This window comes from Rheinheimera sp. UJ51, from assembly GCF_020819615.1.
GTDB lineage: Bacteria > Pseudomonadota > Gammaproteobacteria > Enterobacterales > Alteromonadaceae > Alishewanella > Alishewanella maricola.
In genome coordinates this window covers 131,908-154,917 of the sequence record NZ_JAJHOG010000004.1, presented here as the reverse complement: position 1 = coordinate 154,917, position 23,010 = coordinate 131,908, and the positions used below count along the sequence as shown (strand labels likewise).

The following is a 23,010-nucleotide window of genomic DNA, read 5'->3' as shown; positions in this document are numbered from 1 at the left end:
TCTACTGCTTATAGTTGAACGCCAGAGAAAGACATAAAGCCTAATCCCATTAAACCTACTACCAAGAAGGTAGAACCTAAACCGCGTAAACCGTCTGGGATATCAGCGTATTTCAGCTTTTCACGAACTGCGGCTAATACCGTAATCGCTAATGCCCAACCTACACCACTTCCTAAACCGAACACGACGCTCTCACCGAAGGTATAATCACGTTCAACCATAAAGGCTACCGCACCGAAAATAGCGCAGTTAACGGTAATTAAAGGTAAGAAAATACCTAATGCGTTGTATAACGCAGGGAAGTACTTGTCTAAGATCATTTCTAGAATTTGCACCAAGGCAGCGATAACGCCGATGTAGGTTAAGAATCCTAAGAAACTCAGATCGGCATCCGGGAATCCCGCCCATGCTAACGCACCTGGCGCTAATAAAAGGTGGAAAACCAAGTTGTTCACCGGTACCGAAATACCCAGTACAACGATAACCGCAACACCTAAACCAAAAGCAGTTTTGATTTTTTGTGATACAGCAAGAAAGGTACACATCCCTAAGAAGAATGCTAATGCCAGGTTTTCAATAAATACGGCACGTACGAACAAGCTAATGTAATGTTCCATCAATCGCTCCTTATACCTTCTTCTCAACTTGCTCTGGGCGGTATGCACGTAATACCCAGATAAAGGCTGCAATAATGATGAAGGCGCTTGGTGGCATCAGTAGGATACCCATTGGCTGATACCAGCCACCTTCACTGATCAGAGGCATGATTTGTACGCCAAATACTGAACCTGAACCGCCTAACTCACGGATAAAGGCGACAACTAATAACACCACGCTATAACCTAAGCCGTTACCAATACCATCTAAGAAACTCATGCCTGGAGTACTTTTCATGGCATAGGCTTCAGCGCGGCCCATAACGATACAGTTAGTGATAATCAAGCCAACGAATACTGAAAGTTGCTTAGATAAATCATAAGCATAGGCTTTCAAGAACTGGTCAACAACGATTACCAATGAAGCGATAATGGTCATCTGCACGATGATACGTACGCTTGATGGAATGTGGTTACGGATACTCGAAATAAAGAAATTCGAAAAGGCCGTTACAAAGGTCAATGCCAAACACATTACTAATGCGGTGGTCATCTGAGTTGTTACCGCTAGCGCAGAACAAATACCGAGTACTTGTAAAGCGATAGGGTTATTGGCAAAAACCGGACCAAACAGGACGGTTTTAATTTCTTTAGCATTAGCCATTGGTTAAGGCTCCTTGACGCACTTTAGTTAAGAATGGACCGAAGCCGTTCTCACCAATCCAGAAAGTGAAGGTATTTTGCACACCATTTGCAGTCAGCGTGGCACCTGACAAACCATCAACCTGATAATCAGACTGAGGGTCGGCATTACCTGGTTTCAAAATAGTTAACGCCAGCTGGCCAGCATCATTGGTTAATTTCTTACCCGTGAACTGTGCTTTCCAACGTGGGTTTTCTATTTCACCACCTAAACCAGGCGTTTCACCTTGCTCATAGTAGTTTAAGCCGATAATCGTATTGCCATCGGTTTCAACTGCCAAGAAAGCATGCATCGTTGACCATAAGCCATAACCATGCACCGGTAACACCACGGCTTTTAAGTTACGATTTTCATCGTAAGTTAACCAAATAGGTGCTTGCTCTGAAATACGACGGATAGAAGCCACATCTTCGCTTTGCGCCAGCGCTTCACCTTCCTTCAGGTTTTTACGGTAGTCATAAGCCTCAGCACAAGCGGTATCGCAGCTTGCGTCGATCTCACCGGTCTTTAAATTAACCAGACGCGTTTCAACGTGCTTGCTAAACAGCTCGGCAACCTTAGCTGCAGGTGCTGAACCTTCGATTAAACCTACACTGCGCAGGATGTTAATTTGCGAGTCTAACTTTTTGTTGGCTTGCTGCGTTGGGCGCAACTGCACAGCGGCAGTTGCCACCACAATGGCACAAACTAAACATAAAGAAACTACTACAATCAGCGTCTTGCTGATGCTGTCATTATTACTAGACATTACGTGCCAGCCTCCGCTTGATGTTGCTCTGAGCCACGAAGAAATCGAATAAAGGTGCAAACAAGTTAGCAAACAAGATTGCCAACATCATCCCTTCTGGATAAGCCGGGTTCACCACACGGATCATCACCACCATAAAACCAATCAAAATACCGTAAGCCCATTTACCTTGGTTAGTAAACGAAGCAGATACTGGGTCTGTGGCCATGAAGAACATACCGATGGCAAAACCACCTAACACTAAATGCCAATGCCATGGCATCGCAAATAACGCGTTGCTGTTTGAGCCAATAGCATTAAACAAGTAGCTGGTTAACACCATACCGACCATGACACCCAGCACGATACGCCAAGAAGCAATGCGGAAGTAAATTAACGCTAAACCACCAACTAATAACGCCAATACTGAGGTTTCACCGACTGAACCTGGGATAAAGCCCAAGAACGCATCCCACCACAGTTGGGTATTTGCCGCGTAATCTAATTCACCAGAAGACGCTTTGCTTAACCAAGTCGCACCTGAGTAACCGTCGGCTACAGTCCATACCGCATCACCAGAGATTTGCGCTGGGTAAGCGAAGAACAAGAACGCACGACCGGCTAAGGCAGGGTTTAAGAAGTTACGGCCAGTACCACCGAACACTTCTTTTGCCACTACGATACCGAAGGTGATACCAAGCGCCACTTGCCATAAAGGAATGGTTGCAGGCAGAATTAAAGCAAACAGGATTGAGCTAACGAAGAAACCTTCGTTGACTTCATGTTTACGCACTGAGGCGAATAAGACTTCCCAAAAGCCACCGACCACAAAGGTAACGGCATAAATAGGTAAGAACCAGACCGCGCCATAGAACATCTTAGCGCCCCAGCCTGAGGTGGCCGTTAACTCTCCGCCTAAGGCAGAGTAAATGGCAACCTGCCACGTGTCAGGTGTACTAAAGCCTTGTGCTAATGCCAAACTGGCCTGATGGCCAATGTTGTACATACCGAAGAATAACGCTGGAAATAATGCCAGCCAAACGAAAATCATAATTCGCTTCAGGTCAATACTGTCACGGACATGAGTACCGTTTTTAGTCACTAAACCTGGCGTATAAAGTACGGTCGCCACTGCTTCATACAGTGCGTACCACTTTTCGTGTTTTCCGCCTTTTTCAAATTGCGGCTCAATGCGCTCTAAAAAATGCTTTAAGCTCATGATTAGCCTTCCTTCTGGATGGTAGTCAAGCAGTTGCGTAGAATAGTGCCGTAGTCGTATTTACCTGGGCATACATAAGTACACAAAGCTAAATCTTCTTCGTCTAATTCTAAACAACCTAATGTTTGTGCCCCGTCAGTGTCGCCAGAAACCAAATCGCGCAACAATAATGTTGGCAGGATATCTAACGGCATTACCCGCTCGTAGTTACCAATAGGTACCATGGCACGTGATGAGCCATTCGTGGTTGTGGTCAGATTGAACAGTTTTTTCGGGTTAAGGTGGCCAAGGTAAGCACGGGTAACTGAGTGTTTTTCAGCGCCAGGTACAATCCAGCCAAACAATAACTTTTCAAAGCCTTCGGCTAATACCGAAACCTGATTGTGGAAGCGACCAATATAACCGTGAACGCCCTGTGCGGTAGTACCTGCTAGTACTGAGCCTGAGATGATACGGTTTTGACCTTCGTTAAGTTCACCGGCAGTCAGTTCAGCGGTTGAAGCGCCCAGCAAGGTTTTCACCAAACGTGGATTTTTCACTACAGGACCGGCCAATGAAATCACTCGCTCACTGTGTAATTGCCCCGTTGTAAATAATTTACCAATGGCAATAACGTCTTGATACCCAAGGTGCCAGACGACTTTTTTCGCACTGGCTGCATCGAGTAAATGAATATGCGTGCCCACTAAACCCGCAGGGTGTGGACCATCAAATTCGGCTACAGTGACCTGAGAGACGCTAGGAATAGCCACACCGGCTTTTTTACTCAGGTAGGTTTTACCTTCAGTTAAACGTGAAACCACCGTTAAACCGTGAGTAAACGCCTCGGCATCCGCATTTATGACCACAGCAGGATCGGCTGCTAATGGATTGGTATCCATCGCATTCACAAAGATGGCACGTGGCGTGCTATCAATGGCAGGAGAACGAGAAAACGGCCGCGTACGCAGCGCTACCCACAATCCTGAGTCGATCAAGTTTTGTTTAACCTGCTCTACTGACAAACTGGCCAATTGCTCGACAGAGTACGAGGTAAATTGTTCAGCCGCATCGCCGCTAGCTGCAATCACAACGGATTGCAAAACTCGCTTAGCGCCACGATTGATTTCTTTAACCGTACCCGCGATTGGGGCAGTAAACTTAACGCCAGGGTTTTTCTTATCTTCGAAAAGCACCTGACCTTTTTTTACTGTATCGCCCACTTCGACCGCCATGGTCGGACGCATACCAACATACTCTTCACCTAAAACGGCGACAGTTGTGATGGCATTGCCCGCACTGATCTCTTGTTTAGGACTGCCTGCAAGGGGAATGTCCAAGCCTTTTTTGAGTTTTATCATACGTACTTGCACTACTATTTTGGGAAGAAACAGGGCCTAGTTTTTCAGCTGCTGAGCGGCAGCACACCTGGTTGAACAATTCAGCGACTTACAACTGCGCAAAACTTAACCAGATACACGTATTAAAGTGACGGATTCTAGCATTAATACCAGCTTGTATCCATGGTAATACCAAAAATTATCCATGTTCCGTTGTACAGCAAAGTTGCTGTATCAAACGTATAAAAACCGCCTTGCGGCGGTTTTTTCAGCTGAGTCAATACGACTAATTGATAAGGTTCTGCAACGGCACTAAGGCTTCAACATCAGCGGTATAATCAACGTGCTGGTAACCGAAACCAAACAGCCGTAAAAATTCATTGTGGTAACCCACATAGTCAGTCAGGGTATCAATGTTTTCGGTGGTCACTTGTTGCCATAAGTCTTTTACGGTTTGCTGTACATGATCGCTTAATTCTTTTCCATCCATGCGTAAACGACCCGCTTCATCAAGCGTTGGCGTAGCGCTATATAATCCCTGACGGAACAAGCCATTAATTTGCTCAATACAGCCTTCATGGGTGCCTTCTTCTTTCATCACGCGGTACAGCAATGAAATATACAACGGCATGATCGGAATGGCGGAGCTGGCTTGCGTGACTAAGGCTTTTAACGACGCCACATAGGCTTTGCCTTTTTTGCTGGCTAAGCTCGCCGTAATGGCCGCAGCGGCCCGGTCAAGATCTTCTTTGGCTTTACCAATGGTCGCCTTGCCGTAGATAGGCCACGTTAATTCTTTACCAATATAGGTGTAAGCCACAGTCTGACAATTATCGGCTAACACACCGGCTGCATCTAATTGGCTTAACCAACGTTCCCAATCTTCGCCACCCATCACTTTAACAGTGTTAAAGATCTCGTCATCGTTAGCGGGCTCTACTGACACTTCTTCAATTTCACGTTTAGAGGTATTGAGGTTTTTTGCAGTGTAAGATTGGCCAATCGGTTTTAATACCGAGCTAAACACTTCACCCGTAACAGGATCTTTACGCCGAGGGGCGGCTAAGCTGTAGACGACCAGATCAATTTTGCCCATTTCACTGCGAATGGTTTCAATGGCTTGCGCTTTTAATTCATCGGTAAAAGCATCACCGTTTAAATGTTTATTCCAAACACCCGCCGCATTAGCCGCAGCTTCAAAAGCGGCGGTGTTATACCAACCCGCAGAACCGGTTTTATTGTCACTGGGGGCTTTTTCGAAAAAGATACCAAGGGTATTGGCACCCGAACCGAAAGTGGCGGTAATTCTTGAGGCTAAACCATAGCCCGTTGAAGCACCAATCACTAACACGTTTTTCGGGCCATTTGTCACGGCCCCTTGCGCTTTTACATAAGCAATTTGTTCATTTACATGTTCTGCACAGCCAACTGGGTGTGCATTAGTACAGATAAAACCACGAATTTTAGGTTGAATAACCATAAAGAGTCCTGCTGTTGTCTTGAGTAAAGTAGCGCTAGTGTAAAACTTTAACGCAAAAAACAGGTCGGATCAGCTAATAATGATCATGACGAGGCTTTATCTGTTTTGCTACCACCGAAACATTTGGGCGAAGCCGGGGGTTTTTCTGCGTAGTATTCATACCATTCTGAAGGGGTATAAGTATGTAACGCCAAAGCGTGAATTTTTTCTGCCAACTCTTCCGCGACGATGGCATTAACCGCACGATGCCGCTGTAACAAGCGCATGCCGTTAAAAGCGGGCGTGACGATGACGACTTTAAAATGAGACTCTGAACCTGCGGGCACATTATGATTGGCACTTTCGTTGACCACATCAAGAAACACCGGGTTAAAAGCATCCAATAATTTTTGCTCTATTGCAGTATGTATTAACATTGCCGTTCTGCTCCTTTGGGTGTCCTTTGTTGTATTTTAGCCAAGGCCGTGACGTTTGTCTTGCTCACGGTAAGCGCGCAGCGTTAAATCATCGCTAAACCAATAAGCATACAGCTAAAATAAATTTTTTTATGCTAACGTAATACTGCACTAGCGATAATTCGAGCCACGCCAGAGGGATTGCTGTTGTCGCTACCTGCTGGGCGTGTCAAAATGCCAGCCTTACTATTGAGATGAAGTGGTTATGAATACGCAGTTTACGCTTGGTTCTATCAGTCTTACCTTACATCGTTGGCCCTTAGCGCAGCCGAATCATAGTCTCCAAGCCTGGGATGCCGCAGACGAGCTAATTCTCACTCAAGCCCTACCTATACTCTCTGATTTAACGCAGCGTTTAGCCACGCCGCCTAAAGTGTTGATCATTAATGATGCCTTCGGTGCTTTATCCTGTGGGCTGGGTGCCGGTTCGCAGGTATTAATGCAAGATTCAGTGCTTGCACAGCTGGCTTGTCGTTATAACCGTACCCAAAATCACTTGGATAATGCGGACATCACAGAATTATCCAGCCTTGATGCCTTACCAGACGCCCCTGATCTGGTGCTATTAAAAGTGCCGCAAAACCACAGTTATTTAGCTCATATTCTTGCCGCACTCAGCCAAGTGATGACCCAAGAAACGCAACTGGTGGTGGCGGCCAAAGCAAAAGATATTACCAAACAAGTACTGGCGCTTTTTAGCCATTATATTGGGCCCACCCAGGCCTCACTAACTGAAAAAAAATGTAGGTATATTCAAAGCCAATGGCAGGCCGATGCCACTCAGCGCGACGCCCCTGCCGCCATGCGTTGGCCACTTGATGATAGCCACTTTACCTTGGTTAACTATGCCAATGTGTTCGCGCGAGAAAAACTCGATATTGGCGCCCGTTTGTTTTTAGCGCATTTACCCAAAGTGGCACCCGGCAGTCGTGTCATTGATTTGGGCTGTGGCAATGGCGTATTGAGTTTACAGTTGTTAGCGCAACAACCGGATTGCAAACTGATTTTAACCGATGAATCCTATTTGGCTATCGCCTCGGCACAAGCCACCCTTAGCGAAAACTTGCCTGAACGACTTGGCGATTGTCAATTTGTTGCCGATGACTGCCTAACACAGCAAGCAGAGCACAGTGCAGACTGGATTATTTGTAATCCGCCTTTTCATCAGCAAAATGCCGTCACCACCCATGTGGCAAGCCAAATGTTTCGTGATGCGAAACGTGTCTTAAAAACCGGCGGACGACTGCGTATTGTGGCCAATCGCCACTTGCCTTATAAGCTGCAGTTAGAAAAGTTATTTGGACATTGCCAGCAATTAGCGGCTAACCCAAAATTTGTTATTTTAGAGTCCATCAAAAGGAGTTAATAATGCGTTATTTATCGCTGGTATTGCTGCTACTCGTTGCCGGTTGTGCCACCAAGGTACCGTCGTTTATCGTGGCACCACAAATTTTTTGGCCACAAACAACTGAACTCAGCGGCCGTCAATTTAGTTTTGCGGTGGTCGATTTGCGTCCAAGAACGCACAGTTTAACCATTCAGCAGGGGGGGAATGAAAATAACTATCGAACCTCCAATGATGTTCGTTTTCAGTTAGAAAAAACCGTGGCGGCTGCCCTAACCGAGCAAGGCGCAAACTTACTTGGCCAGCAAGGCACGCAATTAAAAATTCAAATTAACCAATTACAAGCGAACGTTCAACAACGGCCGCTTGATCATCTAGTGACCAATCAAGTCGCGCTAACCATCTTTATCCAACGTGATGATGGTAGCTTTACTAAATCCTATGCCGGTGATAGCAGCTATACCGCCCCTTTTAAAGTCGATTTAGCTGCGGTAGAACGTGAACTACGTATTCTAACTGAGCAAGTGTTAAACCAATTACTGCAAGATCCTACTTGGAAATCTGAGCTGAACTAAAGGAGCATTTATGAAACAACTCATGCTTGTCATGTTACTGCTGTGCGGCGTTTCGGCGCACGCGGGGCAATTTATGCAACCTGATAACTTGTTTCCTAAAGTGAAATTTATGACCTCACATGGCGATATCGTGGTGGAATTAGATCGCAGCCGCGCGCCATTGAGCGTCAATAATTTTTTAAGCTATGTTAAAAAAAACGCTTACAACAATACGGTATTCCATCGGCTCGTGCCGGGTTTTGTATTGCAAGGGGGTGGCTATACCCCCGATTACAAAGAGATTGACACACTAAAGCCGGTCTTTAACGAGTCAGGCAATGGCCTAAAAAATCAACTCGGCTCCCTGGCGATGGCACGCTTAAACGATCCGCATAGTGCGGTCAGTCAATTCTATTTCAATCTGGAAGATAACAGCAGTTTAGATCCGGGCAGTCGTTGGGGCTATGCCGTATTTGGGCAAGTGGTTTCCGGTATGGAAGTACTCGAGAAAATCCAAAATGTTGAGACTGAAATCAATCAGCAAACCGGCTGGAGCGATGTTCCGATAGAGCCGGTGATACTAAAAATGGTCATTCTGCTCCCACAAGAGTAATTTTGACTATACTTCGGTAAAGGCTTTTTGGCGGAACTGAAGTATGGCCACTCATTTTACTGATGAAAAATCTCGGCAATTGGTGTTTTATGCCTCGCGTTTTTTGCGCGGCCAATTGCCACATCATGAATTGCATTTGTTTATTTGGGATACCCTAGAAGAATGGGCTGCTTTGCAACAGCGCCCCACTGCCCCCCCTCACCCGCAAGAACGTGTATTTTGGTATTTGCTGCATCAGCTGGAATTTTGGCCTGAACAGCAGCTATTGCACAACAAAAGATTGAAGCGCAACTTACAACTTTGCCTAGGCTTTATCGTCGGTAAAGCTCAAAGACCGCTCAATTGTGTGGGCTTAAGGCCCTAAACCGAAAATCTGCATTAAAAACCGTTACTTTTCAAATTCATGCTCTTTGCTGTGAGCAGCGTGTCTGTTAAGGTTTGCCTTCAGATAATTCAGGATCGACCAGATGACACTCGGTAAACAACAAGGCGCAGCGCAAAGCTGGCGGCAAACGCTGCAAAGCTATCAAGATATCCGCCTGCTTTTCATCTTTTTTATGGGTTGTGCCTCTGGTTTTCCTTGGGTATTAATTGGCTCAAATATGAGTGGATGGCTAAGTGATGCGGGGCTATCGCGCACGGCCATTGGTTATTTTGGCTCAGTCTTTATTGTCTACGCCTTAAATTTTTTATGGGCGCCTTTACTTGACCGCGTCAAACTACCGCTGCTTTATACCTGGCTAGGTATGCGCCGTAGTTGGATCCTACTGATGCAAAGCATTATGTTATGCGCCACTATCGCCATTGCTTTTACCGAACCGAGCCAAAGCCTGTTGCTGACCTCGCTGCTGGCAATGACCATTGCGCTGTCATCAGCCACCCAAGATGTGGCCATTGATGCCTATCGAATTGAAATGATCGGTGATGATAAAGTGCGAGTCGCACCGGCCGCGGCCATGGGGGTGATTGGTTGGTGGACCGGTTATTCCTTGCCCGGCTACTTGGCTTTTGCCAATGCCGATCAATATGGTTGGCCTGCCGTATATCTGGGTATGGCGTTAGTGATAGTGTTATTAATGTTCTTTACCTTAATCAGTAAAGAACCCCTAAATCAACGTGATCTTTTGCAGCAGCAAGCGGCCGCTCGTCATAGCGCGGCAGTCGGCAAGCAAGTTGCCCGCCCTTATCTGATTTGGTTAACCGTAACCGTGCTCGAGCCCTTTTTAGACTTCTTTCGCCGTAACGGTTGGCAGTTATCGTTAGCGATCCTCAGTTTTGTGTTTTTATTTAAAGTGGGTGAAGCGTTCTTAGGCCGCATGTCAGTGCCGTTTTATAAAGAAATTGGTTTTTCAAATGAGCAAATTGCCGAATACTCTAAATTGGTTGGCTGGTTTGCCACCATTGTCTTTACCCTACTCGGTAGTGCCATCAATATTCGTTTTGGTATCGTGCGCGGCTTATTTATTGGCGGTATCGCCATGGCAGCCAGTAATTTGATGTTTGCTTGGATCGCCTTAGTCGGGCCAAAACCCGAGTTATTTATTGCCGCCATTTTAGTCGATAACTTTACCGCTGCTTTTTCCACCGTCGCCTTTGTGTCTTTCTTAACCTGGCTAACCGGCCGCGCTTTTACTGCTACCCAATACGCACTGCTCGCCTCTTTGGGTAATTTAGGTCGTACCACCTTAGCTTCTTTTAGTGGTGAAATGGTAGATTTACTGGGGGGGAATTGGGCGTTGTTTTTTGTTTTCACCTCGTTAATGGTGATCCCCGGTTTATGGCTGTTATTGTGGGTAGGTAAACGGCTACAGCAACGTGAACAAGCGCAACAATAAAGCATTAAAAAAGCCGCCTATCACGCCATGTTTAACCCACTAACATGACACGAAGAGCGGCTTTTTAAGTTGTTGTGCTGGCTAGCCGTTAGTTAACTGCAGTAAACCTTCGGCAGGATCAACCTCAAGCGCTTGGCAATAACGCACAAACTCGACGACATCCAATCTACGTTCTTGATTTTCAACCTTACCAATAAAGGAATGCGGTGTGCCTAATAACTCAGACAAACTGCGCATCGTGTGACCTTTCTCTTGTCGTTGTCGTTTTAACCAAACGCAAAGCCGTTTATTTTCATCAGAAATGACACTTTTCGTACCTTTCATTTTTTTTATTCTCCGAGCGTGTTACGCTTTTATTTATTATAGTTTATGCGCTCCCTGCAATTTTTGGTTGTTGTGGTCTTGCTTGACTGACACGGGTGTGACTAGTAACTAATATCACAGGTTGCGATAAGCGTACAGATTTTCAGGTTAAAAAATCAGGCGGTTAACAAGATTAATACGTTTTAAAAATATCAGCGTAAATGAGTATCTTTTTGAGTATCGGCGGCGCAAAGCGCCATGAGGAAACAATGGTTAGATTAGTCTTCTTGTTACCATTATTAATGAGTTTAGGTTGGTATTTGTTCTTACGCAACTACGGCATCCCCTTAAAACAAGGCCTCCGGGGCTTTATTTATATCGGGGCTTTTAACGCTATTATCGCATTAGTGTTGTGGGCGTTAATTCTTATCACCAATCGTTGAGCACCCTAAAAAACGGTATCTGTGTTAAAACAGATACCGCTACATTGTTCAGGGTGAAAAGCTTACGCCAGAGCAGCGTAAAGCATGAGCGGGTTATACCGAAAAAGAAGAACCACAACCACAGGTTGTCGTTGCGTTCGGATTTTGCACAATAAAACGGCTGCCTTGTAAGCCTTCGGTGTAGTCAACCACCCCACCCATCAAGTACTGTAAACTCATCGGGTCAACAACCATGGCCACGCCTTGCTTTTCAATTAACAAGTCGCCTTCATTCACTTTTTCATCGAAGGTAAAGCCATATTGAAAACCTGAGCAACCACCGCCAGTGATATAAACCCGCAGCTTTAAATCCGGATTTTCTTCTTCACTGACTAGGGTAGCGACTTTACGTGCAGCCGCATCGGTAAACTCTATAGGGATCTGTAATTCAGACATGGTGGCTCCAACCAGCATAACAACGGCGGCAATTATCTAATACCTGACTAATTTATTCAAGTATTAGGCGCAAGTGAGCGATAATAGTTCAGCACGCGCGCATGACGCGACTGACACGCGCTGACCAACAGTACGCCGCGCTAACCAGCACGCCAGTACTCATTTTTGGCGCAACTATGTTAAACTTCGTTTAATTTACTCCACTTAGCATGAATTATCCTATGCGGCGCTGGCAAGATCACCTCCCCGCCTTACAACGGCGACTGGCTCTCCCCCAAACTTCGCTTCAGTTGTGCTTACTCGGCATGCTCGGCGGGTTAATTGCTGCGTTATTAATTATCTGCTTTCGTTTAGCTATTATCGGTATTCAAGGTTTTTTCCTAGAGCATGCTGATGACTTTGCCAGTATCGATGCTGAAATACGCTGGTTATTACCCTTAGGTGGAGCGGCTTGCATTGGCTTAATCGCTCTGTTTACCGGTTATAAACACTATCGCCTTGGCATCCCATTTGTGATCCACCGCATCAAAACCGCTTACGGGGTGATGCCCTTTCGCAATACGCTTAGTCAGTTCTTTGGCGGAGTGGTCGCGCTCGCCAGTGGCTTTTCGGTGGGTCGAGAAGGCCCATCCGTGCATCTTGGCGCCTATGGTGCGAGCACCGTTGGCCGTTATTTAAAACTACCCTATAACAGCGTGCGTATTTTGGCAGGGTGTGGCATTGCCGCCGGGATTTCAGCCTCGTTTAATACGCCTTTAGCGGCGATGATTTTTGTGATGGAAGTGGTATTGCGTGAGTATCGCATCCATGTGTTTATCCCTATTATGCTGGCTTCGGTGGTGGGTGCTATGGCCACTCAACTGGTTTTTGGCACCGATCGCGAACTCGCGGCATTAGATATTATTAGTCTCAGTGTTTGGCATTTTCCATATTTAATTCTTTGTGGCGTTATCTTTGGTGCGGTTGCTTGGTTTTTTAATAGCAACATGATGCGCTTATTGACGCTGTTTAAAAAGTGGCCCTTATTACTGCGTCTTGCCTTGGCCGGCATGGTCACGGCGTTAGTGGGTTATCTGATCCCTGAGGCCATGGGCGCAGAAACGGGCGCTATTCAATTTGCTATTAATAGCCCTACTGCCATCCATCTCCTGTTACTGATTTTAGCTGGCAAAATGATTTTAACGCTGTTTGCTATTGGCTTAGGTGTGCCTGGTGGCATCATTGGCCCGGTTTTTGGTATCGGCGTTGTATTGGGCACCATCTTAGCCATTGTTCCGGCGGTGATTGTTGATAACAGCAGTAATGCCGGTACTTATGCGGTTTTAGGTATGGCGGGAATGATGGCGGCGACGCTGCATGCCCCCTTAGCCGCCTTGGTGGCCGTGTTAGAGTTAGCCGCGAACCAACATATTATCTTGCCGGCCATGTTGGTTATTGTTACCGCCTATGTCACGACGGTGCAATTTTTTAATAATAAATCGATTTTCTTGATGCAACTCGACTTTATGCAGTTGCCGTATAAATTATCGCCCGCAGATGATGTGCTGCAAAAAGTGGGGGTATTAGCCGTAATCAGCCAAGAATATCAAGTGTTAGATAATCCCGATGAACAAACGGTTTTGGCCAGTCTCGACACGCTACAACCGCCAACGCAATTAATCATTAAACGCCACACCAGCGATAGCCTGCAATTTTTTACTGCACAATACGATATCAGTCTAACGCTCAGTGGTGAAAGTGCCGTGCAATACACGCCTATTCAAGGGTTATCGCATCAAAGTACCATGGCAGAGGTATTTGCTATTTTAGAAGACGAACGCGAAGGGCTGGTTTACATTTATCAAGACGACCCAGCTCATCCGATCGGTATTATCCGCTGGGACCAACTGCGGGCACTCTTAACTAAACAGAATAACTTACTATGACCCTGATCCTTGTTTACAAAGCTTTACACCTGTTTTTTATGGTTGCCTGGTTTGCCGGTATTTTCTATTTGCCGCGCTTATTTGTTTATCACGCTGAAACGCAAAGCACCGATTGCGATAAGACTTTTAAAGTAATGGAGCGGCGGTTACTGTTTTTCGTTACTCCCTTTGCCTTACTTACCTTGGTTTTCGGCCTGTTATTAATTGGCAGCTATGGCAGCGCATGGTTTGCCGCGAGTCGCTGGCTACATTATAAATTGCTGTTAGTTATCCTGCTGTACCTCTATCACGGCTATTGTTTTAAGCTATTGGCCGATTTTAAACATAACCGCAATACACGTAGCCCACGTTTTTATCGGATTTTTAATGAAGCACCGGTGCTGATCCTGTTGGCAATAATTCTGCTGGCGGTATTAAAGCCGATATAAATAGCGCTAACTTTTCCGTATAATGAAGCCAGTTTGGCCTCTGGGTCTCTTCCATTCGCTATCCGAAATAAGTGAGCACGCACTATGAGCTTTAAAGGTCAGCATATCCTGTCGGTTAAACAATTTGACCGCGACAGTATCCAATATGTGTTTGATATTGCCCGCAAGATGTCCCCTTACGCCAGCAGAAAAAAACGGACTAAGGTACTCGATGGCGCTATTTTGGGTAATCTTTTTTTTGAACCGAGCACCCGTACTCGGGTAAGCTTTGGCTGTGCTTTCAACCTGCTAGGCGGTGAAGTGCGCGAAACCACGGGCATGGAATCGTCAGCCTTGTCTAAAGGTGAGTCATTATACGATACCGCACGAGTGATCAGCAGTTACAGTGATGTTATCGCGATGCGCCATCCGCAAGCCGGCTCTGTCGCAGAGTTCGCTGAAGGTAGCCGTGTTCCGGTATTAAACGGTGGCGACGGCGCCAACGAACACCCTACTCAGGCCTTATTAGATCTGTTTACCATTGAACGTGAACTAACCGCCTCTGGCCAGAGTATTGACGGTATGCATATTGCTATGGTGGGTGATTTAAAGTTTGGCCGTACCGTGCACTCGTTGTCGAAACTACTTAGTTTGTATAAAAACTTACAAATTACCCTGATTTCGCCACAAGAATTAGCCATGCCTGATGAGGTGGTGAGCAGCTTAGAGAACGCCGGCCATCGTTTGACTATTAGCGACAAACTCGAAGGCAATTTGAACGCCGATATCGTCTATCAAACACGGATCCAAGAGGAACGTTTTCCGTCGAAAGCCGAAGCCAATTTATACCGTGGTAAATTTCGCTTAAACCAAGAAATCTATACGCGGCACTGTAAATCGAACACCGTGATTATGCATCCTTTACCCAGAGATTCACGACAAGAAGCCAATGAGTTAGATAATGATCTTAACCTCAATCCTAACTTGGCTATTTTTCGCCAGGCCGATAATGGCATCTTGGTCCGGATGGCACTGTTTGCGTTAACCCTGGGTGTCGAAAACGTGATCCAAGATTATGAATGCGCTGTGCCTTGGTATAGCAACAAATAACTGACAGGAATCCGATAATGTCCATCTCTTCAGAACTCTTCAGCCGCGCACAACACACGATCCCCGGTGGTGTAAACTCACCGGTTCGTGCCTTTAAAAGTGTCGGTGGCGAACCTTTTTTCGTTGCTCGTGCTGATGGCGCCTATTTATTTGATGTCGATGGCAAACGCTACATCGATTACATCGGCTCTTGGGGCCCGATGCTATTAGGCCATAACAACCCGGTGATCCGCCAAGCGGTCATTGATGCTGCGGCACATGGTTTAAGTTTTGGTGCTCCTTGCCCAGCCGAAGTCACCATGGCAGAAACCGTCGCAAAACTGGTCCCAAGCATGGAAATGCTGCGGATGGTCAGCTCCGGCACCGAAGCCACCATGAGCGCGATCCGTTTAGCTCGGGGTTATACGGGCCGTGATACCATTGTAAAGTTTGAAGGCTGTTACCATGGCCATGCAGACTCGCTGCTGGTTAAAGCAGGTTCAGGGGCGCTGACTTTAGGTGTCCCCAACTCCCCTGGCGTGCCAGCCGATTTTGCCAAATATACTCTGACCTGTGAATTTAACAATTTGGCGCAGATCCAACAGTTATTCGCAGCACAAGGTAGCGAAATTGCTTGTATCATCGTTGAACCGGTTGCCGGCAATATGAACTGTATTCCGCCAGAGCCAGGATTTCTAGAAGGCTTACGGCAGCTTTGTGATGACTACGGCAGCGTCTTGATTTTTGATGAAGTGATGACCGGCTTTCGGGTCGCCTTAGGCGGCGCTCAAGCCTATTATGGCGTAAAGCCAGATCTGACCACCTTGGGTAAAATCATTGGTGGTGGCATGCCGGTTGGCGCTTTTGGTGGTAAAAAAGCCATTATGCAGCATATCGCGCCACTGGGCCCTGTTTATCAAGCAGGTACCTTATCAGGCAATCCGATTGCCATGGCTGCAGGCTTAGCCGCTATGCAAGAAATCAGCAAGCCTGGCGTATACGAAGCACTGACCGAGAAAACCAGTCGTTTAATTACTGGGTTAGCTCAAGCGGCGGAGCAACATGGCGTGCCAATGAGTTTTAACCAAGTCGGTGGCATGTTTGGTATGTTTTTTACCAACGAAGGCCGCGTCAGTAATTATCAGCAAGCAACCCGTTGTGATATTGCCGCGTTTAAACAGTTTTTCCATGGCATGTTAGAACAAGGCATTTACTTAGCGCCTTCGGCTTATGAAGCCGGTTTTTTATCATTAGCACATACTGATGATGATTTAGCCGAAACCATTAGCGCAGCGGCTAAAACGTTTGCCGCACTGTAATTAAGCGGCAACGCCAATAAGGGCGCGCCTAGCTGGTGCGCCTTTTTTTATCGGTTAATCACACTGATTTAATGCTAACACGCTGTCTTGATGGGCCGGCAACAACCAACTATTCGGGCAATACTCAGGAACGGGTAAACCGCTTTGCGTCGAAAAACGCTGCCATTCTACTTGTTCGGGCATATACCGAATTAAATTATGGGTGCCCTGCTGTTTAAAATAATCGGTAAACACTCGTAAAGCGCCGCTCCCCCCGGTTAAATTGGTCGATTTGTTATCATCTCGCCCCAACCAAACGGTCACCAATCGATCTTGATCAAAACCGCTAAACCAACTGTCCCGATAATCACTCGAGGTGCCGGTTTTACCCGCAAACGTAGGTTGTGGCCAGGTGCGCGCTAAAGATTGCGCCGTTCCAGTTAAGGTTGCTTCGATCATCGCATAATGCAATAAATAAACATCTGCGGCAGGATAACGCACGCTCGGCGTTAAATTACGTTGATACACTACCGCACCATTTTGATCGGTGACCGCCTGTACCGTGGCCAAGCTTTGATGTACGCCATTATTGGCGATGGTTTGATAAAGCTGACTGACTTCATAAGGTGAGAGTTCTAACGAGCCTAACAAGGCTGATGGGTACAAGGTAATATTACGCTCTAAGCCCAAACGGCGCAGGGCTTCTTGCAATTTAGGCATACCCAGTTGTAAGCCCAGCCGCACCGTTGGCACATTTAATGAGTCAGCCAAAGCGCGCATGAGAGAGACATTACCGCGAAATGTCTTATCAAAGTTCTGCGGTTGCCACTCTTGATTATTACTGCGTAAGCTCAGCGGGCTGTCGTCGAGCATGCTACCAAGGGTGTAGCGACCCCGTTGTGCCAACGCTTCTAAAAAAATGGCCGGTTTAATTAAACTGCCAATAGGCCGCCGCGCTTCCAGTGCACGGTTAAAACCCGCATACCCCGCAGTTTTACCGCCTACCAAGGCTTGTACAGCGCCCCGTTGATAATCCACCACCAGCATCGCCGCTTCTAGCTCTTTATCCATAGCCGGAACCAGCTGAGTCACCGTGCGCTCGGCTTGGGTTTGCGCCATCGGATCCAAATAAGTAAACACTTTAATGCCACTGTGCATCAGATTGCTGGCCAGCGCTAATTGCCGTAATTCACGTTTCACGGCATCCATATAAGCCGGGAAGTTGGCATTTAAGTATTGCCCTCTTGCCACCACTTCTACCGGCCGAGTTAACGCCTGCTCGTAAGCACGTTGATCTAATAAATGTTGCTCAAACATCAGCCGCAGCACTAAGTCTCGCCGCTGCTTGGCACGCTCTGGAAACCGGCGTGGATCGTAATAACCTGGGCCTTTCACAATGCCGATTAACAAGGCGTACTGATCGGCATTCAGTTCCGTGAGCGGTTTACCAAAATAAAAACGGCTGCCTAAACCAAAACCGTGCACCGCCGTGGCATGATTTTGCCCAAGGTAAATCTCATTCAGGTAAGCCTCAAGGATCTGATCCTTACTAAAACGATAATCGAGTACCAAGGCAATCATCGCTTCGTTAATCTTGCGCAGCAGCGTGCGATCCTGCGTTAAATACATATTCTTAGCTAACTGCTGGGTCAGCGTCGAGCCGCCCTGCACGGTGCGCCCCGCCGTAATATTTACCCACAAGGCACGTAATACCGATAACGGCGATACGCCACGATGTTGATAAAAATCGCGATCTTCTACCAGCAATAGCGTTTCTTTCAGCAAGCTTGGCACCCACTCTAAGCGCACTAATTCACGATCTTCTTGGTGGGGTGACACCAAATGCTCGATTAATTGCGGCTCAAGGCGTGCCATGCTTAATGATGACTTTTGTTGCAGCAATGCACTGATGCCACTGCGATTAAACTCGACACTAAAACGTGAAGCGGCTTGAGTGCCATCGACAAAGGTAAAACTACGGCGAAAAATCTCTACGGTGTTGCCACTGGTGCGAAATTGTCCTGGCCCAGACACTGCGTTTACGCGTTGGTATTGCAGCTGCTCCAGCTCTTGCACCAACTGTTTCTGTGTCAGGTATTTGCCAGGAAACAGCTCTAAGCTGCGGCCATAAATTTGTGCTGGCACTTGCCATTTTTGCCCTGAAAAGGTGCTGGTGATCTTACTGTCGAGATATATAAAATACAAAAACAGCCCTAGAAATCCTGCCAAAGCGAGCTTTAAAGAGGTTGTCCAGATCAATCGCCACCAGCGAGCTGGCCGTGCGGAGGTGGGCACTTTTTTACGAGTTCGAGTCATAGCGCATCGCTTTTTTGGTTTTAGTCGTCGGTAAGGCTTTCGCAGGATCGTCCGGCCAAAAATGTTTCGGATATCGGCCTTTCATTTCTTTTTTTACTTCATGCCAGCCTTGCTGCCAAAAACTGGCCAAGTCACGGGTAATTTGTAGTGGTTGTCGGCCAGGCGATAGCAAGGTCACACTTAACGCCAATTTACCATCGAGCACTTGCGGCGTGGTCAGTTGACCATACATTTCCTGAACCCTTACTGAAAAACCCGGCCCGCCAGGTAAGCAATAATCAATCGCCACCCGGCTGTGTGCCGGCGTGGTAAAAAACTCGGGTAAGCATTGGTTCAGTTGTTGCTGCTGGCTGTAACTGAGTTGCTGCCAGAGAAGATCATACAGGGGTAATTGCGCTAGCTGATTAACTTTATTGATATTCGCTAAATAAGGCCCTAACCAGCTCGCCATATTCGTGGTCAGCCCTGACAGACTGAGATCAGGCAAGCCAGCATACTGGTGTTGCGTTAACAAGGCGACACGCTGTTGTAACTGCTGACAGCGCGCATTAAAGGGTAATATCGCTATGCCTTTTTTCGCTAAGTAAGCTAACCAAGCTTGTTGCTTTTCAGCGGCAGTAAGCTGCAAGGGTTGCGGCCGCCGCTGCAGCACAATTTCACCAAACAGACGTTGCGACTCACTATAAAAGCCCGCTTGCTTTTCATCCCAGCCGGTATGAGGCTGCCATGCAAGCGCGGGCCAATCGTCCAGAATATCGGGCAGCGCGATGGCGACCGCTTGTTGTATCCGGTTGCTTTGCGCTGTTTGCGTAATACTGACGGCCACCACTAAATCTTGCTGCTGTAACGGATGGTTGGCGGGGAAACTGGCGCCCACGCCATTGGCTAACAAATAACCCTGGCCACGGCGCTGTGCTAACCGATCTGGAAATGCTCGTAACAATAAGACGGGTAACAAGCCAAGTGGCAAGCTGGTATATTTTTTAGCGGCCAATCGCTTAGCAAATACTTCAGCTTGTTGATAACGCCGCTGCTCTTGCGCTGGGCGTTCTGCTAGGCGCTGCACTTGGCGGTAAAGATCCTCGTGCAAATCGCGGCTATCTTCTAGCAACGCCGCCAGCAAAGCGGCTAGCCACAGCGCACCGGGTTGATTGGTCTCTAACGTTTTGGCATGCTGTAGCATACTGGCTAAGCGAATATCGGTGCCAAATTGATAAAGTGTTTGACCATAAGCCGTGATTTGCCCACGTTGATCTAGCACTTCAAGTTGTTGCAACAGGGCTGTTGCCGCCGCTAAGTTTGCTGATTGTGGCGCGGTTAACCAGTTTAGGTCTGCCGGTTGGCAACCCCAAACGGCAATCTCTAAGCGTAAGCTGGTTAACTCGCTGATCTCAATTTCTGCAGGTTCAAAAGCCGTTCGCCGCTGCCATTGTTCTGCACTGTCTAAGCGATAACACCAACCTTCACCAAGTCGCCCAGCTCGACCGGCTCGTTGTGTTGCCGCTGCTTGGCTAATGGCAACCGTATCTAAGCGCGTTAGGCCACTGCGGGCATGATAACTGGCACGTCTTGCGACACCACTGTCGACCACCACATGAATGCCTTCTATGGTTAAACTGGTTTCCGCTAAATTCGTGGCCAGCACAATTTTGTATTGCCCTGCCGCCGGAGCGGCAATCGCGGCTTGTTGTGCCGCTAAGCTCATACTGCCCAACAGTGGCAATACGCGTAGATTTGCCGCTAAGTCTTGCTGAGCTAACCACTGCGCCGCCTGATTAATTTCTGCTTGGCCGGGTAAAAAGACCAAAACACTACTTTGATGACGCCAAAAACCCTGCAGAGCTAAGCGGGCACTTTGCAGCGCGATGGGCTCTTTATTCAGCGGTTGATAAACGATATTTACCGGATAACTGCGCCCTTCGCTTTGCAATACCGGTGCCTGTAAATAGCGGGCCAGCATACTGGTGTCCAAGGTCGCCGACATCACTAAGATACGCAGCTGTTCGTTCAGTTGTTGCACTTCCAGCGCCAGTGCTAAACCAAAGTCAGCATGCAAAGAGCGTTCGTGAAACTCATCAAAAATCAGGATATCCACACTGCTCAGCTCAGGATCTTGCTGAATTTTCCGCGTTAAAATACCTTCGGTGACAATAAGCAGCCGAGTTTCAGCGCAATATTGGCTGTCTTGGCGAATTTGATACCCCACCGTCTGTCCAACGGGCTCATTCAGTTGGGCGGCGAGATAACTGGCGATGGTGCGTGCGGCTAAGCGCCGTGGCTCAAGCAATAACAGCCGCTTACCTGCAAAAGCGGGGTGCTTGAGCAAATACAACGGTAAAAAAGTCGATTTGCCTGCACCCGGTGGCGCCGACAGAATAACCTTAGGCTCATGCTGCAGTAGCTGACAGAGCCTGGGCATAATCTCGTTTACAGGTAACACCAACCGCTACTCAGCAAGGGCCGCAAAAATGCGGCCAGGGTGACAAGGTAAATTACGCCGATAATTCATGTAACAACATCGCCGCGATTGTGCGGATCCCTTGACCCGTTGCGCCCACGGCTAAAAAGCCATTAGCGCTATCACGATAGGCTGCCGCTAAATCAAAGTGCAACCAACCCTGGCCATTATTTGGCACAAAGCGACTTAAGAAACCGGCTGCATTACTGGCCCCACCCGCGCCACCGCCTTTTACTGGCCGGCTGTTAGCGGTATCGGCAAAGGCCGACGGACACTGTTGCTGATGCCAAGGCTCTAAAGGCAGTTGCCACAGTAACTCTTGTTGCTGCTCGGCATAACTTAACGCGCGTTGTGCTAAGGGTTTATCTAATGCAAACAGGGCATTATATTCTGAGCCAACCGCCGTTACGGCTGCACCGGTTAACGTCGCCGCATCAATAATTAACGGCGCACCACTTTCCGCTGCCATTTGTAAGCCATCGGCCAACACTAAACGCCCTTCAGCATCGGTATTAACAATTTCGACTGTGGTGCCATTTTTATAAGTAATAATATCGCCCAATTTGTAAGCATGACCACTGATCAAGTTTTCAGCACAGCACAAAATCAGTTTAACCCGCTGAGTTAAGCCCTGCAAAATAGCCAAGGCTAACGCCGCTGTCACCGTAGCGGCACCGCCCATATCACATTTCATATGCAACATGCCTTCGGTCGCTTTGATCGAATAACCACCACTGTCAAAGGTAATACCTTTACCGACCAAGGCCGCCGCCACCGGGGTATCCGCTTTACCGCTGGGGTTAAAATCCAGTTCTAACATCGCGGGCGCTCGCACGCTACCGCGACCTACTTGATAAATACCATGCCAGCCTTCGCTGACTAATTGCTCACCACTGATCACGCGATAGCTCACTTTGGCAGTGCCAGCCACCTCTTCAATAAAAGCTGCGGCTTGTGCAGCTAACTTCTCTGGTGATAATTGCTCAGGGGTTTGATTAATTAACGCTTTAGCAAACTGGAAACAACGCGCTTGTTGCTCTAACCGTGTGACTGTGGCGCTATCACCGGTAAAGTGCACGCCACCTTGGCGCTTGGCATTCACAAAACCTTGATAAAATGCCCACTGTAATTCCAGTGGCCACTCACCGCTTAATTGCAACGACGTTACGCCTAAGCCATCAAGCATCCGAGCGGCTTTTTGCACGTTACGGCGTTCTTGACCTGCGCTAAGATGAATTTGATAACCTTGCTCACTGGGGCTAATCAACGCATTAGCGCCAAACTGGGCCGCGGCGGGTTGCTGTTGCAAACTGATGTGAAGTACTGAACTGTTTGAATTCATTCTTAGCTCCGAAAATAAAAGGGCAAAGTAAGCCATCTGTTGGCTGATGGCGTATTGTAGCACACTGCAGTACTTTGCTAACGGCAGTGCGCTTAACAAATAACGCAAAATAAGTGTTAATTATTACTCACTTGAGCGAAAGTCAATG

At 47.4% G+C, this 23,010-nt stretch carries 22 protein-coding genes; 10 read left to right on the top strand and 12 right to left on the bottom strand.

Annotation, left to right across the window (positions count from 1 at the left end; translation table 11 throughout):
* Positions 1-8 precede the first annotated feature (8 nt).
* From nqrE to LMJ53_RS06600, 7 genes are all read right to left on the bottom strand, one after another.
* Positions 9-617 carry an NADH:ubiquinone reductase (Na(+)-transporting) subunit E gene (gene nqrE / locus LMJ53_RS06630; protein ID WP_226749573.1) on the bottom strand — a complete coding sequence of 203 codons (609 nt, stop codon included), beginning with the start codon at positions 615-617 and terminating at the stop codon, positions 9-11.
* 10 nt (positions 618-627) lie between these two features.
* Positions 628-1,260 (bottom strand): NADH:ubiquinone reductase (Na(+)-transporting) subunit D, encoded by a 633-nt coding sequence (locus tag LMJ53_RS06625; RefSeq protein WP_229585356.1) that lies wholly within the window; start codon positions 1,258-1,260, stop codon positions 628-630.
* Positions 1,253-2,047, bottom strand: coding sequence for a Na(+)-translocating NADH-quinone reductase subunit C (locus tag LMJ53_RS06620; RefSeq protein WP_229585355.1), 795 nt, complete (start codon positions 2,045-2,047; stop codon positions 1,253-1,255). Before LMJ53_RS06620 ends, LMJ53_RS06625 begins: the two co-directional genes overlap by 8 nt.
* Complete coding sequence (locus LMJ53_RS06615; RefSeq protein WP_229585354.1) at positions 2,040-3,245, bottom strand: NADH:ubiquinone reductase (Na(+)-transporting) subunit B; 1,206 nt, start codon at positions 3,243-3,245, stop codon at positions 2,040-2,042. Before LMJ53_RS06615 ends, LMJ53_RS06620 begins: the two co-directional genes overlap by 8 nt.
* Positions 3,246-3,247: 2 nt before the next feature.
* Entirely contained in the window at positions 3,248-4,585 is a 1,338-nt protein-coding gene (locus tag LMJ53_RS06610; RefSeq protein ID WP_229585353.1) for a Na(+)-translocating NADH-quinone reductase subunit A, read from the bottom strand.
* A gap of 265 nt (positions 4,586-4,850) precedes the next feature.
* Positions 4,851-6,044 carry an enoyl-ACP reductase FabV gene (fabV, locus tag LMJ53_RS06605; RefSeq protein ID WP_229585352.1) on the bottom strand — a complete coding sequence of 398 codons (1,194 nt, stop codon included), beginning with the start codon at positions 6,042-6,044 and terminating at the stop codon, positions 4,851-4,853.
* An 83-nt stretch (positions 6,045-6,127) separates the two neighbouring features.
* Positions 6,128-6,460, bottom strand: a complete 333-nt coding sequence (locus LMJ53_RS06600) for a BolA family protein (RefSeq protein WP_229585351.1) — start codon at positions 6,458-6,460, stop codon at positions 6,128-6,130.
* A gap of 244 nt (positions 6,461-6,704) precedes the next feature.
* Between LMJ53_RS06600 and LMJ53_RS06595 the strand changes: the two genes are divergently transcribed.
* The 5 genes from LMJ53_RS06595 (at position 6,705) to LMJ53_RS06575 (ending at position 10,846) form a co-directional block, all read left to right on the top strand.
* Complete coding sequence (locus tag LMJ53_RS06595; protein WP_229585350.1) at positions 6,705-7,865, top strand: methyltransferase; 1,161 nt, start codon at positions 6,705-6,707, stop codon at positions 7,863-7,865.
* 2 nt (positions 7,866-7,867) lie between these two features.
* A complete protein-coding gene (locus LMJ53_RS06590; protein ID WP_226749565.1) occupies positions 7,868-8,419 on the top strand; it encodes a YajG family lipoprotein in 552 nt (183 codons plus the stop codon).
* A 10-nt stretch (positions 8,420-8,429) separates the two neighbouring features.
* The gene (locus LMJ53_RS06585) at positions 8,430-9,011 is read left to right on the top strand and encodes a peptidylprolyl isomerase (protein ID WP_229585349.1); all 582 of its coding nucleotides are present in this window, start codon (positions 8,430-8,432) and stop codon (positions 9,009-9,011) included.
* 43 nt (positions 9,012-9,054) lie between these two features.
* A complete protein-coding gene (locus LMJ53_RS06580; RefSeq protein WP_229585348.1) occupies positions 9,055-9,375 on the top strand; it encodes a hypothetical protein in 321 nt (106 codons plus the stop codon).
* Between the two features lie 103 nt (positions 9,376-9,478).
* On the top strand, positions 9,479-10,846 hold the full coding sequence (locus LMJ53_RS06575; protein ID WP_229585347.1) for an AmpG family muropeptide MFS transporter: 1,368 nt from the start codon (positions 9,479-9,481) through the stop codon (positions 10,844-10,846).
* An 81-nt stretch (positions 10,847-10,927) separates the two neighbouring features.
* Here LMJ53_RS06575 and LMJ53_RS06570 read toward each other — a convergent pair whose 3' ends face one another.
* A complete protein-coding gene (locus tag LMJ53_RS06570; RefSeq protein ID WP_226749561.1) occupies positions 10,928-11,170 on the bottom strand; it encodes a helix-turn-helix domain-containing protein in 243 nt (80 codons plus the stop codon).
* Between the two features lie 248 nt (positions 11,171-11,418).
* Between LMJ53_RS06570 and LMJ53_RS06565 the strand changes: the two genes are divergently transcribed.
* Positions 11,419-11,592 (top strand): hypothetical protein, encoded by a 174-nt coding sequence (locus LMJ53_RS06565; protein WP_226749560.1) that lies wholly within the window; start codon positions 11,419-11,421, stop codon positions 11,590-11,592.
* 93 nt (positions 11,593-11,685) lie between these two features.
* Here LMJ53_RS06565 and erpA read toward each other — a convergent pair whose 3' ends face one another.
* Complete coding sequence (erpA, locus tag LMJ53_RS06560) at positions 11,686-12,027, bottom strand: iron-sulfur cluster insertion protein ErpA (protein WP_226749559.1); 342 nt, start codon at positions 12,025-12,027, stop codon at positions 11,686-11,688.
* A gap of 221 nt (positions 12,028-12,248) precedes the next feature.
* Between erpA and LMJ53_RS06555 the strand changes: the two genes are divergently transcribed.
* The 4 genes from LMJ53_RS06555 (at position 12,249) to hemL (ending at position 16,767) form a co-directional block, all read left to right on the top strand.
* Complete coding sequence (locus tag LMJ53_RS06555; protein ID WP_229585346.1) at positions 12,249-13,952, top strand: chloride channel protein; 1,704 nt, start codon at positions 12,249-12,251, stop codon at positions 13,950-13,952.
* The gene (locus LMJ53_RS06550) at positions 13,949-14,380 is read left to right on the top strand and encodes a CopD family protein (RefSeq protein WP_229585345.1); all 432 of its coding nucleotides are present in this window, start codon (positions 13,949-13,951) and stop codon (positions 14,378-14,380) included. The genes LMJ53_RS06555 and LMJ53_RS06550 overlap by 4 nt, the downstream gene beginning before the upstream one ends.
* Before the next feature lie 84 nt (positions 14,381-14,464).
* The gene (locus LMJ53_RS06545; RefSeq protein ID WP_226749557.1) at positions 14,465-15,469 is read left to right on the top strand and encodes an aspartate carbamoyltransferase; all 1,005 of its coding nucleotides are present in this window, start codon (positions 14,465-14,467) and stop codon (positions 15,467-15,469) included.
* A gap of 17 nt (positions 15,470-15,486) precedes the next feature.
* Positions 15,487-16,767 (top strand): glutamate-1-semialdehyde 2,1-aminomutase, encoded by a 1,281-nt coding sequence (gene hemL, locus LMJ53_RS06540; RefSeq protein WP_267867458.1) that lies wholly within the window; start codon positions 15,487-15,489, stop codon positions 16,765-16,767.
* Positions 16,768-16,821: 54 nt separating this feature from the next.
* Here the strand turns inward: hemL and mrcB are convergent, their stop codons facing one another.
* From mrcB to pepB, 3 genes are read right to left on the bottom strand one after another with little or no spacing between them, the layout of a single operon-like run.
* Positions 16,822-19,062, bottom strand: coding sequence for a penicillin-binding protein 1B (gene mrcB, locus LMJ53_RS06535; protein WP_229585344.1), 2,241 nt, complete (start codon positions 19,060-19,062; stop codon positions 16,822-16,824).
* Complete coding sequence (hrpB, locus tag LMJ53_RS06530) at positions 19,046-21,502, bottom strand: ATP-dependent helicase HrpB (RefSeq protein WP_229585343.1); 2,457 nt, start codon at positions 21,500-21,502, stop codon at positions 19,046-19,048. The genes mrcB and hrpB overlap by 17 nt, the downstream gene beginning before the upstream one ends.
* A 52-nt stretch (positions 21,503-21,554) precedes the next feature.
* Complete coding sequence (gene pepB / locus LMJ53_RS06525) at positions 21,555-22,862, bottom strand: aminopeptidase PepB (RefSeq protein WP_229585342.1); 1,308 nt, start codon at positions 22,860-22,862, stop codon at positions 21,555-21,557.
* Between the last annotated feature and the right edge of the window lie 148 nt (positions 22,863-23,010).

Excerpts from the sequence above, each read along its gene's own strand:
- nqrE (WP_226749573.1), bottom strand. The coding sequence starts at position 617 with ATGGAACATTACATTAGCTTGTTCGTACGTGCCGTATTTATTGAAAAC.
- LMJ53_RS06625 (WP_229585356.1), bottom strand. The coding sequence starts at position 1,260 with ATGGCTAATGCTAAAGAAATTAAAACCGTCCTGTTTGGTCCGGTTTTT.
- LMJ53_RS06620 (WP_229585355.1), bottom strand. The coding sequence starts at position 2,047 with ATGTCTAGTAATAATGACAGCATCAGCAAGACGCTGATTGTAGTAGTT.
- LMJ53_RS06615 (WP_229585354.1), bottom strand. The coding sequence starts at position 3,245 with ATGAGCTTAAAGCATTTTTTAGAGCGCATTGAGCCGCAATTTGAAAAA.
- LMJ53_RS06610 (WP_229585353.1), bottom strand. The coding sequence starts at position 4,585 with ATGATAAAACTCAAAAAAGGCTTGGACATTCCCCTTGCAGGCAGTCCT.
- fabV (WP_229585352.1), bottom strand. The coding sequence starts at position 6,044 with ATGGTTATTCAACCTAAAATTCGTGGTTTTATCTGTACTAATGCACAC.
- LMJ53_RS06600 (WP_229585351.1), bottom strand. The coding sequence starts at position 6,460 with ATGTTAATACATACTGCAATAGAGCAAAAATTATTGGATGCTTTTAAC.
- LMJ53_RS06595 (WP_229585350.1), top strand. The coding sequence starts at position 6,705 with ATGAATACGCAGTTTACGCTTGGTTCTATCAGTCTTACCTTACATCGT.
- LMJ53_RS06590 (WP_226749565.1), top strand. The coding sequence starts at position 7,868 with ATGCGTTATTTATCGCTGGTATTGCTGCTACTCGTTGCCGGTTGTGCC.
- LMJ53_RS06585 (WP_229585349.1), top strand. The coding sequence starts at position 8,430 with ATGAAACAACTCATGCTTGTCATGTTACTGCTGTGCGGCGTTTCGGCG.
- LMJ53_RS06580 (WP_229585348.1), top strand. The coding sequence starts at position 9,055 with ATGGCCACTCATTTTACTGATGAAAAATCTCGGCAATTGGTGTTTTAT.
- LMJ53_RS06575 (WP_229585347.1), top strand. The coding sequence starts at position 9,479 with ATGACACTCGGTAAACAACAAGGCGCAGCGCAAAGCTGGCGGCAAACG.
- LMJ53_RS06570 (WP_226749561.1), bottom strand. The coding sequence starts at position 11,170 with ATGAAAGGTACGAAAAGTGTCATTTCTGATGAAAATAAACGGCTTTGC.
- LMJ53_RS06565 (WP_226749560.1), top strand. The coding sequence starts at position 11,419 with ATGGTTAGATTAGTCTTCTTGTTACCATTATTAATGAGTTTAGGTTGG.
- erpA (WP_226749559.1), bottom strand. The coding sequence starts at position 12,027 with ATGTCTGAATTACAGATCCCTATAGAGTTTACCGATGCGGCTGCACGT.
- LMJ53_RS06555 (WP_229585346.1), top strand. The coding sequence starts at position 12,249 with ATGCGGCGCTGGCAAGATCACCTCCCCGCCTTACAACGGCGACTGGCT.
- LMJ53_RS06550 (WP_229585345.1), top strand. The coding sequence starts at position 13,949 with ATGACCCTGATCCTTGTTTACAAAGCTTTACACCTGTTTTTTATGGTT.
- LMJ53_RS06545 (WP_226749557.1), top strand. The coding sequence starts at position 14,465 with ATGAGCTTTAAAGGTCAGCATATCCTGTCGGTTAAACAATTTGACCGC.
- hemL (WP_267867458.1), top strand. The coding sequence starts at position 15,487 with ATGTCCATCTCTTCAGAACTCTTCAGCCGCGCACAACACACGATCCCC.
- mrcB (WP_229585344.1), bottom strand. The coding sequence starts at position 19,062 with ATGACTCGAACTCGTAAAAAAGTGCCCACCTCCGCACGGCCAGCTCGC.
- pepB (WP_229585342.1), bottom strand. The coding sequence starts at position 22,862 with ATGAATTCAAACAGTTCAGTACTTCACATCAGTTTGCAACAGCAACCC.